Below are 13,263 nucleotides of genomic sequence, written 5' to 3'. Positions count from 1 at the left end.
GGTGTCGGACGGCGAGCACCGTCCGACACCGGCGGGTTCGTCACCGATCATCCCATCGGCGAACCTTCCCAGGAAGGTTCAGGACGCGAGCTCCACGGACTCTTCGGAGTCTTGGGGCCCCTCGTCGACGGCCAGGTCGGCGCGGCCCTGCAGGAACTCCGCGATGGCCCGCTGCCCGGTCTCGGGGAAGTCGGTGATGAAACCGTCCACACCCATCTCCAGGACGCGCCGCATCCCGTCGGCCTCGTTGATCGTGTACGGCATGATCTCCAACCCGGCGTCCTGGACGGCCGCGACGTAGTCGGCGTCGATGGAGTTGTGGTTGGGGTTGATCATCTGCGCCCAGTCGTAGTCGGCGATTCGATCCTTGGGGACCTGTCCGAGCAGGCCGTGCGGCACGGACGGCAGCAGGCTCTTGGAGTGTTCGGTGGACTCCCAGTCGAAGCTCTGGACGACGAGTCGGTGGGGTTCGCCGGGCGCGTTGGGCACCAGCCAGTGCGGGCCGCGCGCCAGTTCGACGGAGATCTGGTGCTCGATTCCCGGGTACAGGGAGGGTTCCTTGACCTCCAGGAGCAGGTTCATCCCGTGCTCTTGGAGTCGGTCGAGGGCCTCGCGCAGGGTCGGGACGGGTTCACCGGCGAACTCCTCGTCGAAGGAGGAACCGGCGTCGAGGCGCTCGATCTCCTCCAGGGTGAAGTCGCCGACGTCGTAGGGCGCCCGGTCGGGGAACACCTCGGTGACGTCGGTGGTGCGCTCCAACGTGGTGTCGTGCATGAGCACGATCTCCTCGTCCGAGGTGAGCTGGACGTCGATCTCCACGGTCTCCGCGCCGAGCCGGTGCCCCTCGTCGATGGCGGCGAGGGTGTTCTCCGGCGCGGTGCCGGCGGCTCCTCGGTGGGAGACGGCGATGAGCGGGCGCGTCGGCGCCGTCTGCTGTGGTGGGGTGGCCGTGCCCTGCTGGACGCGCTGTACTTCGATCGGCTCGTGATCGCTTCCCACGAGCGCGGACGGGGCCGCGAGCGCCGGGCTCGCGAGGACGGACATCGAGAACGTGACTGCTCCGACAACGAAACCGATGCGCTGATGCACCGGGCCTCCCATGTACGCGTGGATTGGCCGACTGCCCACTCAGAGTGAGCGCGCTTGGTGACCGGTCGGTGACCGTACGCGGAGCAGTCGGTGATCCGCGGCCCATTTTCTGGTGGACTGCACCAGCGGACCGACGAATCTCGCTCTATGTATGCATTTGGCTACTTCATGTCTGATTTTTGACCACGAATACTCTCGATAACTACCGAGAGTCCTGAAATCATCACACGTAGTAGTCGACGGGAAGGAACTCCCATGCGCAAGCACCACACGAGGTGGGTCGCGCTGTTCAGTGCCGCCGCCATCTCCACGTCGGGTCTGGTGGGCCTCGCCGGCCCGGCCGCGGCGGACGACAAGGAAACCGAGGCGCTCAGCTGGCCCGTGGTCAGTCAAGGGGTCTCCTCCTACAGCCTCGACGGACACCGGATCGCCTACCTGCCGCCGGGCCTGGACCGGTACGGGATCAACGCCGCCTCCACGACCGACCGCCAGGGCAACAGCCGCTCGCAGCTCTCATGGGTCCGGGGACCCGACCAGCTCTACGGCCGGGTCTCGGTGCTGCGCTCAGAGGATCTCCAGGAACTGGACGATCTCAGGGGCAGTCGGTACAGCCACCTCGCGGATTCGAGCCTGGAGGAACTCCCCGAGAGCGAGGGGTTCGAGCACGGCGCCTACCTGTCCGAGGAGACCGGCGACCTGTTCTGGCTGGCGAGTCCTGGTGTCGCGGTCACCACGCACCTCCAGCCCGACCGTTGGGAGAGCGACGAGCTGATCCGGATGGCCGAGTCGGTCTCCGCGGTGTCGGACCCGGAGGCGGTGGAGGAAGAGGCCGAGGAGGTTCCCCAGGACGAGGCCCCTGAGGATGAGGCCCCCACAGACGAGGCCCCCGCGGACGAGACCCCGGAAGAGGAAGCTCCCGAGGACGAGGCGCCGGAAGAGGACGCCCCCGAGGACGAGGCGCCGGAAGAGGACACTCCGGAGGAAGAGGCCCCCGCGGACGACGTGACCCCGCAGACGCCCGAGAACGAGGCGCCCGAGGAAGGCGCCACCGACGAGGAGCCCGCCCAGGAAGAGGGCGCCGAGGAGGAAGGGGCCACCGAAGCGGCCCCGGTCGACCAGGTCTCCGACGAGACCCCGGTCGAGGACGCGGAAGAGGCCCAGGAGGCCGACCAGCCCGCGGCCCCCACCTCCCGTGAGGTCAAGACCTGCCTGGTCGAGCACTTCGTGGACTTCGAGTCCGCCTCCACCGGGCTGGACCAAGAGCAGATGGCCCCGGGCAGTCAGGAGTTCGTCGAGCAGGCCGTGAGCGGGGGCGACCTCGACGACGCCGAACTCGACCGTCTCCTGGCCACCGTCTGGTACTACGGCGACGAGGACGACAAGGTCGCCTCGACCGACGCCTGCGCCGAGAGCCTCGGCCTGGAACGCGACGAGGTCGAGGACGGCCTCTCCGAGGTCTCGGACCTGATCGGCGAGCTGGTCGAGGAGGCCAACAAGGCCATGGCCGGCGCGATCGACGAGGCCGAGAAGGCCTCCTCCGACGCACCCGAGGCGGCCGAGGCCGACGCCGCCTCCGTCGACGTCGAGGACCCGGTCGACGCCGAGGAGTGGGAAGAGCTGTGGAACTCCCTGCCCTGGAGCATCCCCGCCGAGAACTCCTGACGGAGCGCGCCCCTTAAGCGGGGCGGCGCGCGGCGAGCGGAGCCCAGGCTCCCCGCCACGGATACGACCCGGGGCCGGTGCCCGCATCCACCGGCCCCGGGTTCTTTTTCGGCCCGCACATATCACGAACGGCCTCGGAGCGAAATCCGGGCGACCCCTTTCCGCCCCTCGCGACCCCACCGCGCCGGCTCACACCCCCTCGGCCCCGTGCGTGCACCCCCGCAACCCCACCCGGAATCCATCCCCCGACACCGTGCGTATCGCACCGGACACCCTGGGACCACCTTCCTCGTCGCCTTTCGGGAGAGAGGGGAAGGAAACCCGAAACTGAGGCCATTGGGCCCGAATCACCTGAACCCCCGACATTCGCGGCCTGCCATGCTGTACCGTCACCCACGTTCGACGACGTCTCCACCCGATGGCACGACCCCCGTCGCGGTGTGACCCCCGCCGTGCCCCATCCCGGCCCGGCCCCACCCCGCCTTCCCATCCGCAGGAGGACGAACGCATGCCCGGATTCACCACACGACCTCAGCTGCGCGGCGACTTCGGCATGGTCGCCTCCACGCACTGGCTGGCCAGCGCCGCCGGCATGTCCGTCCTCGAACGCGGGGGCAACGCCTTCGACGCGGCGGTGGCCACCGGCTTCACCCTGCAGGTCGTCGAGCCCCACCTGAACGGCCCGGGCGGCGAGGTCCCGGTGATCTTCCAGGCCGTGGGCAGCGCGCCGCGGGTGCTGTGCGGCCAAGGCGTCTCCCCCGCCGCCACGAGCATCGAGGCGTTCGCCGGAATGGATCGCATCCCCGGCAGCGGTGTCCTGGCCGCCACCGTCCCCGGGGCCTTCGACGCCTGGATGCTGCTGCTGCGCGACCACGGCACGATGTCGGTCCGCCAGGTCCTCGAACACGCCGTCGGCCTGGCCGAACGCGGCTACCCCGTCCTGCCGCGCATCGCGTCCGTGATCGAGAACCTGAGGCCGGTCTTCGCCGAGCACTGGGCGGGTTCGGCCGGCGTGTACCTGCCGCACGGCGTCGCCCCCGCCGCCGGTTCCCGGCTGCGCAACCCGGCTCTGGCCGCCACCTATCGGCGGATCGTCGAGGACGCCGAGCGGGGAGGCGGTGACCGCGAGGCGCAGATCGAGACGGCCCGCCGTTCCTGGGCCCAGGGGTTCGTCGCCGAGGCCGTGGGCGCCTTCTTGGCCGCTCCCGTCCCCAACGGCCACGGAGAGCCCGAGCAGGGACTGCTGACCGCCGCCGACATGGCCGACTGGAGCGCCCACTACGAGGACACCTCCACCGTCACCCACGGCGCCCACACGGTGCACAAGACCGGACCCTGGGGCCAGGGACCCGCCATGTTGCAGCAGCTCCGGCTGGCCGAGGCGCTCGGTGTGGACGCCGACCTGCGCCGGGACGGGGTCTTCGGCGCGGACGCCGGTGTCGACGCCGACTTCGTGCACCGGGTCACCGAGATCGCCAAGCTCGCCTTCGCCGACCGCGAGGCCTGGTACGGCGATCCCGACCACACCGACGTGCCCCTCAAGGAGCTCCTGAGCCCGGCCTACGCCGCCGAACGCGCCCGAATCGTCGACGACGCACGTGTCGCCATGGACCTGCGCCCCGGCTCACCCGGTGGTCGTTCCCCCTTCGTCCCACCGCTGTTCCTGGCCGACGACACCCCCGGCGACCGCACCACCGGGGAGCCGACCGTACGCGACACCCCCGGCATCGCCCCCTCCGACCAGCGCGGGGACACCTGCCACCTCGACGTGGTGGACGCCGACGGGAACATGGTCTCGGCGACGCCGAGCGGTGGCTGGCTGAGCAGCTCCCCCGTCATCCCCGACCTCGGCTTCCCCTTGGGCACCCGCGCGCAGATGTTCTGGCTCGACCCGGCCTCGCCCAACGCGGCGGCCCCGCGCAGGCGCCCCCGCACCACCCTGTCGCCCACCCTGGTCACCAGGGACGACGGGCAGGCGGTGCTGGCCATCGGCACGCCCGGCGGCGACCAGCAGGACCAGTGGACGACCACCGCACTGATGCGGATCCTCAACGGGGCCACCGACCTGCAGGAGGCCCTGGACACCCCGATGTTCCACACCAACGCCTTCCCCAGCTCCTTCCACCCGAGGGAGACGCTGTCCGGCGACCTGGTGGTCGAGCCGGGTGTGGGCGAGGAGACCATCGCGGAGCTGCGTCGACGCGGCCACACGGTGCGGGTCGTGGAGCCGTGGTCGCTGGGTCGGCTCGCGGCCGTGGCCCGCGACCCGGAGACCGGTGAACTGCGCGCCGCCGCCGACGCCCGAGGGGGCCAGGGGTACGCCGCCGGGCGTTGATCGCCTGGTCGGAGGTGGTCGGGGCGGCTCCGCCCCGACCCGGAGATCACCCCCGACATCCAAGGCAGACGAAAGCGTACGGAATTCGCACACGATTGAACGGGATGGGACTTAGGGCACCGTTGCACCACCATGCATGCCTTGATCCAACCTCTTGCCAAATCGACCGGTCGCTGCTTATCTAGACCTTGTGCGGGGTGCGCTCCCGGACGATACGGTCGAGTGCGCCGCGACAACTCCATACCACCCGACAGGGTCGGTTTCGCTGTCTCCCCCTCCCTCAGCGACGGCCCTGTTCCCCCTCCAGACCGAGATCTGCCTTCCCCTCCCGGCGGTTCTTCGGACTCGGAGAGCGATGGGCCGTGGTGTCACCGATTCGGTGACACCACGGCCCATCGTCATTCTCGCGGTCGGTGCGGCGATCGGTGCGGTCGGATCGGTTTCGGACAGCGAAGACCCGGCCGGGCTCGGGGCCCGACCGGGTCGGCGTTCGCTCTTCCCGTCACCCAAGGGTGAGGGCTCAGGCGTGGACTCGCACCGCGCCCGCGTAGTTGTTGGTCCGGACCGGCGTGACGTGCACGTTCAGGCCGGTGCGCGGAGCCTCCAACATCTGTCCGTCGCCCAGGTAGATGGCCACGTGCGAGATGTAGTCGGGAGCGGTCGGGTCCGAACGCCAGAACAGCAGGTCTCCGCGTTCGAGGTCGTCCCACTCCACCTTGCTGCCGGCGTTCCACTGGTCGTGGGTGACCCGGGGGATCGACACCCCCGCCTCCTGGAAGGCCCACTGGAGCAGACCGGAGCAGTCGAAGCCGACGTCGGGGGTGGTGCCGCCCCAGACGTAGGGAACACCCAACTGCGTCTCGGCGTTGGCGATGACCTGTTCGACGACCGTGGTCGGCACGGCCTCGCCATCGTCGAGGGGTTCGGGGACGTCGGCGATCAGCTGGAGCTGGGCGTCCTCGCCGAGGGCCTCCTCCAGGGCCTCGTGCAACTCCCACAGGTCGGCGTCGGCCGCCGAGATCACCAGGGCGTTGCCCTCGGGCATGCCGAGTTCTCGGGCCTGGTCGCGGGAGACGAGGGCGTCGATCCCGGCGATGCCGGAGGTGGCGTGCGTCCACACCTCCATGGGGACCTCGCCGTTGCCGCCGGCGACGGTGACCTCGCCACCGACCTCTAGTTCGCGTTCCTTGCCCACGTCGTTGGACAGGGCGATGTGGCCCTCCGCGACGCCCTGCCAGATCTCGTCGGACTCGGCGGAGGGTTCGGGGGCGTGGTTGCGGAAGGTGGAGGGCTGCACGCCCATCACCGACGTGGCCTCGCCGTCGACCTCCACGCGCGCGGCGTCGACGGTCAGGACGTGGTCGACGCCGTCGATGCCGCGGATCTCGTCGACGACCTCGGAGGGCAGCGTCCGGGGGGCGACGGCGATGTACTCGACCGAGCGCGCTTCACGGAAGGGCGCGACGTAGGTGTCGCGGCGGAGTTCGTCGACGTCCGCGATGTCGGGGGAGGCCGCCGCCGTGGTGTCATCGCCGCGCGAACCGTCCTGTTGGGCCTGGGACCGGGGTCGGGCCCCGCTGGGTTCCGCGTCGGTGGGGGGTGCCACGTCGTGGGCCGACTGGTCGGCGAGGGAGGGGCGTTCCTCGACCACGGGTTCGGCCATCGCGGGGGTCGCCCCGAAGGCGGTGAAGGCGACCGCGAAAGCGGCCGTTGTTCCCGCACATGTTCTGAGCCGTTTCCGCACGGGGGGTCATCACCCTTTCTGTGACCGCGGCGGGCGGGGGTGACCGCTGCGGCGCACGGCCTTTGGTTGCGTGTACCGATCCAAGAATGGGCGCCCAGGGGTTTGTTTGCAAGAAGTCCACGCCGTCCGATATCGGACGGCTACCTTTCCGCCGAATGACCGTTTCCTGAACGAGTGCCGCCTTCGCTCCTGGTCAGGGATGGTCGTACCGATCCGTCACGGACAGGTCGAACGGGAAACGGACCGGGGAATCACCGAAGAGGATTTCCCGGGTGCGGGTCTCGGCTCTGCGGACGGCTCGGACGGTCTCTTCGGCCAGGTCATCGGGCACGTGCAAGACCACTTCGTCGTGCACGAAGAAGACGATCCCGCCGCCCTCCGGCATGTTCGGAAGATGGTCTCGTAGTTCCTGGCGCAGGGCCGCCAACAGGACCAACGCCCATTCGGCGGCGGTGGCCTGCACGACGAAGTTGCGGGTGAAGCGGCCGTGGGCGCGTCTTCGACCATCGCCGTCCGGCGCGGCGACCGTGGCCGCCCAGCCGCGCGGTGGCGGGGAGGTGCGCCCCAGCCAGGAACGGACGATGCCTCCGCCCTCCCCGGTGCGCGCCGCGGCGTCGACGTGGTCCAGGGCCCGGGGATAGAGGCGGCGCATCGTGGCGAGCAGGGGCGCGGCGTCTCCGGACGTCTGCCCGTACATGGCGGCGAGCAGGCCGATCTTGGCGCGTTCTCGGTCCCCGCCCACCTGGTCGGCCAGGCTCGCGTACAGGTCCTCCTCGGCCGCGGCCGCCGCGAGGGCGTCGTCGTGGGAGAGCGCGGCCAGGACACGTGGTTCGAGTTGGCCCGCGTCGGCGCGCACCAGCACCCAGCCGGGATCGGAACGCACCGCGCCACGGACCGCCTTGGGGATCTGCAGTGCGCCGCCGCCCCTGGTGGCCCACCGACCGGAGACGACCCCGCCGATCACGTAGTCGGGTTGGAAACGACCCAGCCGCGGGCCCTCTCCCCCCGTCTTGAGTTCCCTGACCCAGGTCTCCAGCCAGGTCCACCCGTTGGCCGAATACAGCCGGGCGAGTTCCTTGTACCGCAGCAGCAGGGGGACCACGGGGTGGTCGACGCGTTCCAGCACCCAGGAACGGGTGGACTCGACCGGATGTCCGATCCACGCCATGGCCCGCATGACCTGGGCCGGGGAATCGGGGTTGACGTCGTGTCCGACCACCTCGCCGATCCGTTCGGCCAGGTCGGCCAGGACGCGCGGGCGCCCTCCGCCGGTCGGCCGGGGGCCGAGGAGCTCGGTGAGGATTCGGTCGTGTTCGTCGGGGCGCCAGGGCAGTCCGTCGTGGCTCATCTCCACCGCGGCCAGGGCCCCGGCCGACTCCACCGCCACCAGCAGGGAGAAGCGATCGGGGGCGAGCAGCTCACCGATGCGTTCGCCCTGGTCACGGTGGACCTCCACGAGGGCGTCGAGCCGGTCGGTGCCCGGTGGCAGGGTGGACCGGTCCGCCTCGAACAGGGCGGGTTGGGCGGCGGCGCCCTCCCCCAGTGGCCGGACGGGGTCGTCGGGCACCGGAAGGTCGCGCAGTCGCGCCCAGGCGGCCCCGAGCGAGTGGGGTTCGTAGTGGCGGGCGGCGTGGCCCAGCAGCAGCGCCTCGGTGTGTTCGACGTCGTGGCAGCGGCGCACCCGCACCCCGGCCCGGACCAGTTCGGGGTAGACGTCCTCGGTGCGGGCCCAGACCCAGCGCGGGGGTTCGGTGGAACCCGTCTCGATCTCCCGGATCTCGGCGACGAGGTCGGCCACGCGTCGGGCGGGCCCGACCGGTGAGGAGCCGTCGAGCTCCCTCAACCGGCCGCCGCCCTCCCCGTCTGCGACCACCGCGATCCGCATACCCACATCCTTCCCCGCAGGTATGACAATCGGACGAATCCACGCGTGTTCGTTCGTGGCCGTTTCCGGAGAGGGCGGGGCCCGGTGCGGTTTTGCGCTAACGGCCGGGGCGGACGACGTTGGCCAGGGGCTCCCCCGCGGCCCATCGGGCCAGTTGGGAGTCCATGAACGCGCGTGCCCGCGGATAGAACGCGGTCGAGCCACCGGCCACGTGCGGGGTGAAGTACACGCCGGGCGCCTCCCAGAGCGGGTGGTCGACGGGCAGCGGTTCGGGGTCGGTCACGTCCAGGGCGGCGCGCACCCGGCCGTTCTGGGCGAGCAGGGCGTCGGTGTCGAGTACCGCGCCGCGGCCCACGTTGACCACGAGCGCGTCGTCACGCAGCAGGGCGAACTCACGGGTGCCGAACAGGCCCCGGGTGGCCTCGCTGAGCGGGGTGACCAGCACGACGATGTCGACTCCCGGCAGGAGCGCGGGCAGTTCCTCGACGCAGTGGACGTCCTCCTCCGGGCGAGGGCGGCTCGCCACCCGCACCACCTCGGTCTCGAACGGCAGCAGCCGCCGTTCGATGGCCTTACCGATGCTGCCGTAGCCGACGATCATCACCCGGGAGTCCGCCAGTGACCGCTGGGGCGCGGGAGCCCACCGGTGTTCGCGCTGGTCGATGGCCCAACGAGGTAGTTCGCGTTGGGCGGCGAGGATGAGCGCGAGCGCGTGTTCGGCGGTGGCGGCGTCGTGCAGCCCCCGCCCGTTGCACAGGGTGACGTGGTCGGGAATCAGTCCCAGTACCTGGTCGTAGCCGGCGGAGACCAGTTGCAGGACGCGCAGCCGCGGCATCCGATCGATGATCTCCAGCCGTTCGTCCACTCCCTGGGTGGAGGGGGCGTAGGGCACCTGGTAGAAGGTGACCTCCTTCGTTTCCGCCGGTGCCGGTCCTCCCGCGTAGAGATCGACGTGGAGCCCGTCGGGCGCGTTGTCCCGGTTCTGCTCCCACTGCACCAGTGCTCGGCCGCCCATGTCGTGCGTCCTCCCTGCCGTGGCCGTCCGTGTCAGGCGCCACCCTAGCGCCGCGTCGGCCGAGGCTCACCGGGGACGTCCGAGCTCGTAACAGGCGATGGCGGCGGCCGCGGTGACGTTGAGGGAGTCGACGTCGCGGTCGGTCATCGGGATGTGCACGCGTGAGGTGGCCCGCTCCAACCAGCGCGAGGACAACCCGTCGCCCTCGGTCCCCAACAACAACCCCACCTTGGCGTCGGGCGCGAGGCGGTCCATCGCCTCCCCCATCGGCACGGACCCCTCCCCCGGGGTGAGCGCCATGAGGTCGAACCCTGACTCGCGCAGGGTGTCCAACCCGCCGTACCAGTCGTCCATGCGGGTGTGGGGCAGGGTGAAGACCGCGCCCATGGAGACCTTCACCGAACGTCGGTACAGCGGGTCCGCGCAGCGGGGCGCGAGGACGACCGCGTCCACCCCCAGCCCGGCGGCGCTGCGGAAGATCGCGCCGACGTTGATGTGTTGTCCGGCTACGATCGGCTGCAAGGAAACCGCGCCTGACCAGGCACAACGGCATAAGCGCTTATCGCATGAGCAATTGGATAGATCATACCGATAGCGACGACTCTGGCTTTTGTATCGCAGTGAGTGAGGATGCCGAAGCGCCGAACTGCGATGAGATCGAGACGGCTCCGGCACTTGTCCAGGTAGCGTGCTGACGGGGATGCGGGCGGTCCTGCAATGTAGATTGGAACGTTGGACACACCGAGCGAGGTGGTGGTTTCGCCGAACGGTGCCACACTGCGAGATCGCCGAGCATTCGAGGAAGGAGGGGCATTGATGATCAGCAGCCCGTTCAACACGAGCGCGTCCAACTTCGGCAACGCGGCGATGCAGACGTCCGACGTCCCGTGGGATACTCCTGTGAAGATGCGGCTGGGAGCCGACGGGCCCGGTGAGACCGGCGCATACATCGAGGTCAGCACCACTCGTGGATTCGCCAAGCGGATCCCGATCGACGAGGCACGCTTGTCCGAGTGCCGGCAAGAGCAGGACGGTGCGGCTGGGATCGCGCTGTGCCAGCAACTCGTCGACGATCTGGCCGCGCGGATCAAGACGGCCGTGGCCGAAGCGGTGCGCGGTCGAACGGCCAGGCCGAGATGCTCGAACATGCCGCACCCTTGCGTGCCTGGCTGAATGCGCAGATTGTGGCGCGTGAGCGGCTGTGCCGCCAGCGCCCTTCGTGCTGACCTCAGTCCCCAGGCTCCCCACCCCCAGTGGCAAGTCCCCGGAACCGCTCGAAGAACCTGGAGAGCGCTTCGATGACCCGCTTCTTCTTGTCGCCATGGTTGGACTCGCGGTTGAACCGCGACACGGGTGGCAGGATGCGGGTGATCTCGGTGCCCGCTGTGCGCAGCTGGCCGTCCCGGAACGCGGCATCCACGAACGACCGCGTCTGCTCCAGCTTGAGCTTGTGCGTTTCGATGAGCTCTTGAAGCTCGGCCTCTCGCTTCGCGGAGATATACGCCTGCCACTGCTCATCGACCGCGCCCTGCAGCGACACCGACTCGACGAAGTCCTCGACGAGGTCGCGCTTGCTGCGCAGGGTCGGGCTCGCGTCGACGGCGCGGGTGATCTCGGCGCGGACTTCCTTGTCGTCTCCGTCGCCCTTCTCGGCGCGGAGCTTCTCGACGAGCATGAGGATGTAGTCGACGTTGATCTCGACCTGCTTGACGAGCTCGATCTCGAACACGACGTCCTCGTTGATGACTTCTCTGTCGCCGTCACGATCGCGCGTGAACTCATCGCGGAGCCGCAGGTAGATGCTGGTGTAGTCCTGACGCTGTCGCTCGGTGAGCGGGTCGTTGCCGTCGAAGTCGTCGAAGGACGTGAGGATGTTCTGCAGCCGCAGGATCGCGCCGAACAGCTGGATGAAGTCCTTTTGCGCCTGCTCCCCCACGATCTGCTGCCCGATCGGGAAGTGCGTGAGCAGTTCGGTGACCTTGTCGACATACTCGCCGTAGTAGTCGCCGTACGGTTTCAGCAGGACGACGCCGCGGGCATCCTTGTTGCCGAACAGCTCCAACGCGGCGTTGGTCTCCTCCTCGAGATCGCGGAAGGCGACGATGTTGCCATAGGTCTTCACCGAGTTGAGGATGCGGTTCGTGCGCGAGTACGCCTGGATCAGGCCGTGCGCGCGCAGGTTCTTGTCGACGAACAGCGTGTTCAGCGTCGTCGCGTCGAAACCGGTGAGGAACATGTTCACCACGATGACCAGGTCGATCTCGCGGTTCTTCATCCGCTGCGACAGGTCCTTGTAGTAGTTCTGGAACCGGTCCGCGCTCGTGTCGTAGCTGGTCCCGAACATGTCGTTGTAGTCCTGGATCGCGTCTTCCAGGAACGAGCGCGAGTCCAGGTCGAGCGCATCGGTGTCAAACGCTTCATCATCGAGGATTCCGTCGGCTTCGGCCTCGTTCGCACCGTAGCTGAAGATCAAGCCGACCTTCAGCCGCTTGTCCGGTGGCAGCTCCTCCATCTGCAGCTGGAACTGGTTGTAGTAACGGCGCGCGGCGTCGATCGACGCGGTAGCGAACAGCGCGTTGAATCCGCGAACTCGTTTCCGCTCCTTGAGTGCCGCCGCCTGACGCCGGCCCCGCACCGAGTCGGCGACGTTCGTCACGACTCCGTGCTCGTAACTCGACGAACGCTTCGTCTTCTGATCGAAGTGCTCCAGGGTGTACGCCACGACGTCCCGGATACGACGCACGTCCAGAAGAGCTCGCTCACGGTCAATCGCTGACACCTGTGAGTCGTCGGGATTCCCGACCTTAATGGTGTTGATGTAGTCGATCCGGAACGGCAGCACGTTCTTGTCCGTGATGGCGTCGACGATCGTGTACGTGTGCAGCTTGTCGCCGAACGCCTGCTCCGTAGTGCGCAACTGAGGGTTGCCACCGCTGCCGGCGTTCGCGGCGAAGATCGGCGTCCCAGTGAACCCGAACAGGTTGTACTTCTTGAACGCGCGCGTGATGTCGGTGTGCATGTCGCCGAACTGCGACCGGTGGCACTCATCGAAGATGATCACCGCGTGGCCCGAGAAGACCTCGTGGCCCTTGTTCGCCTTGATGAACGTCGACAGCTTCTGGATCGTCGTGATGATGATCCGCGCACCTGGATCCTCCAGTTGCTTCTTCAGCACCGCCGTCGACGTGTTCGAGTTCGCCGCGCCCTTCTCGAACCGGTCGTACTCACGCATCGTCTGGTAGTCGAGGTCCTTGCGGTCCACGACGAACAGCACCTTGTCCACACTCGGCATCTTCGATGCGAGCTGCGCTGCCTTGAACGAAGTGAGCGTCTTACCCGAACCAGTAGTGTGCCAGACGTATCCTCCGGCATCGAGTGTGCCGAGCGTCTTGTAGTTCGTCGAGATCTGGATCTTCTGCAGGATCCGCTCGGTCGCGACGATCTGGTACGGCCGCATCACCAGCAGGTCCCGATCCGCGGTGAGCACGCAGTACTTCGTCAGGATGTTCAACAGCGAGTGCTTCGCAAAGAAG

The 13,263-nt window shown here is 68.7% G+C and carries 8 protein-coding genes and 1 pseudogene; 3 read left to right on the top strand and 6 right to left on the bottom strand.

The window, feature by feature from the left end:
• Positions 1–78: 78 nt before the first annotated feature.
• Positions 79–1,044 carry a glycerophosphodiester phosphodiesterase family protein gene (locus ABZ717_RS12950; RefSeq protein WP_358508900.1) on the bottom strand — a complete coding sequence of 322 codons (966 nt, stop codon included), beginning with the start codon at positions 1,042–1,044 and terminating at the stop codon, positions 79–81.
• 300 nt (positions 1,045–1,344) lie between these two features.
• Here ABZ717_RS12950 and ABZ717_RS12945 point away from each other — a divergent pair, with 300 nt between their 5' ends.
• Entirely contained in the window at positions 1,345–2,751 is a 1,407-nt protein-coding gene (locus ABZ717_RS12945; protein WP_358508898.1) for a hypothetical protein, read from the top strand.
• Between the two features lie 508 nt (positions 2,752–3,259).
• Positions 3,260–5,086 carry a gamma-glutamyltransferase family protein gene (locus ABZ717_RS12940; protein ID WP_358508896.1) on the top strand — a complete coding sequence of 609 codons (1,827 nt, stop codon included), beginning with the start codon at positions 3,260–3,262 and terminating at the stop codon, positions 5,084–5,086.
• A 520-nt stretch (positions 5,087–5,606) separates the two neighbouring features.
• On the opposite strand, the gene ABZ717_RS12935 is transcribed toward ABZ717_RS12940, so the two are convergent.
• The 4 genes and pseudogenes from ABZ717_RS12935 to ABZ717_RS12920 form a co-directional block, all read right to left on the bottom strand.
• On the bottom strand, positions 5,607–6,830 hold the full coding sequence (locus ABZ717_RS12935; RefSeq protein WP_358508894.1) for a C40 family peptidase: 1,224 nt from the start codon (positions 6,828–6,830) through the stop codon (positions 5,607–5,609).
• A gap of 193 nt (positions 6,831–7,023) precedes the next feature.
• Positions 7,024–8,715, bottom strand: a complete 1,692-nt coding sequence (locus tag ABZ717_RS12930) for a bifunctional 3'-5' exonuclease/DNA polymerase (RefSeq protein WP_358508893.1) — start codon at positions 8,713–8,715, stop codon at positions 7,024–7,026.
• Positions 8,716–8,812: 97 nt separating this feature from the next.
• Positions 8,813–9,730 (bottom strand): 2-hydroxyacid dehydrogenase, encoded by a 918-nt coding sequence (locus ABZ717_RS12925; protein WP_358508891.1) that lies wholly within the window; start codon positions 9,728–9,730, stop codon positions 8,813–8,815.
• Between the two features lie 66 nt (positions 9,731–9,796).
• Positions 9,797–10,222: pseudogene (locus ABZ717_RS12920) on the bottom strand (RNA methyltransferase); the annotation flags it as partial.
• 324 nt (positions 10,223–10,546) lie between these two features.
• Here ABZ717_RS12920 and ABZ717_RS12915 point away from each other — a divergent pair.
• Positions 10,547–10,903 (top strand): hypothetical protein, encoded by a 357-nt coding sequence (locus ABZ717_RS12915; protein WP_358508889.1) that lies wholly within the window; start codon positions 10,547–10,549, stop codon positions 10,901–10,903.
• 55 nt (positions 10,904–10,958) lie between these two features.
• Here ABZ717_RS12915 and ABZ717_RS12910 read toward each other — a convergent pair.
• Positions 10,959–13,263 (bottom strand): type I restriction endonuclease subunit R (locus ABZ717_RS12910; RefSeq protein WP_358508887.1); only part of this gene is annotated, 2,305 nt, incomplete at its 5' end.

The organism is Nocardiopsis sp. NPDC006832 (assembly GCF_040635885.1).
Classification (GTDB): domain Bacteria; phylum Actinomycetota; class Actinomycetes; order Streptosporangiales; family Streptosporangiaceae; genus Nocardiopsis.
This window is presented reverse-complemented; position numbering and strand designations above follow the sequence as displayed.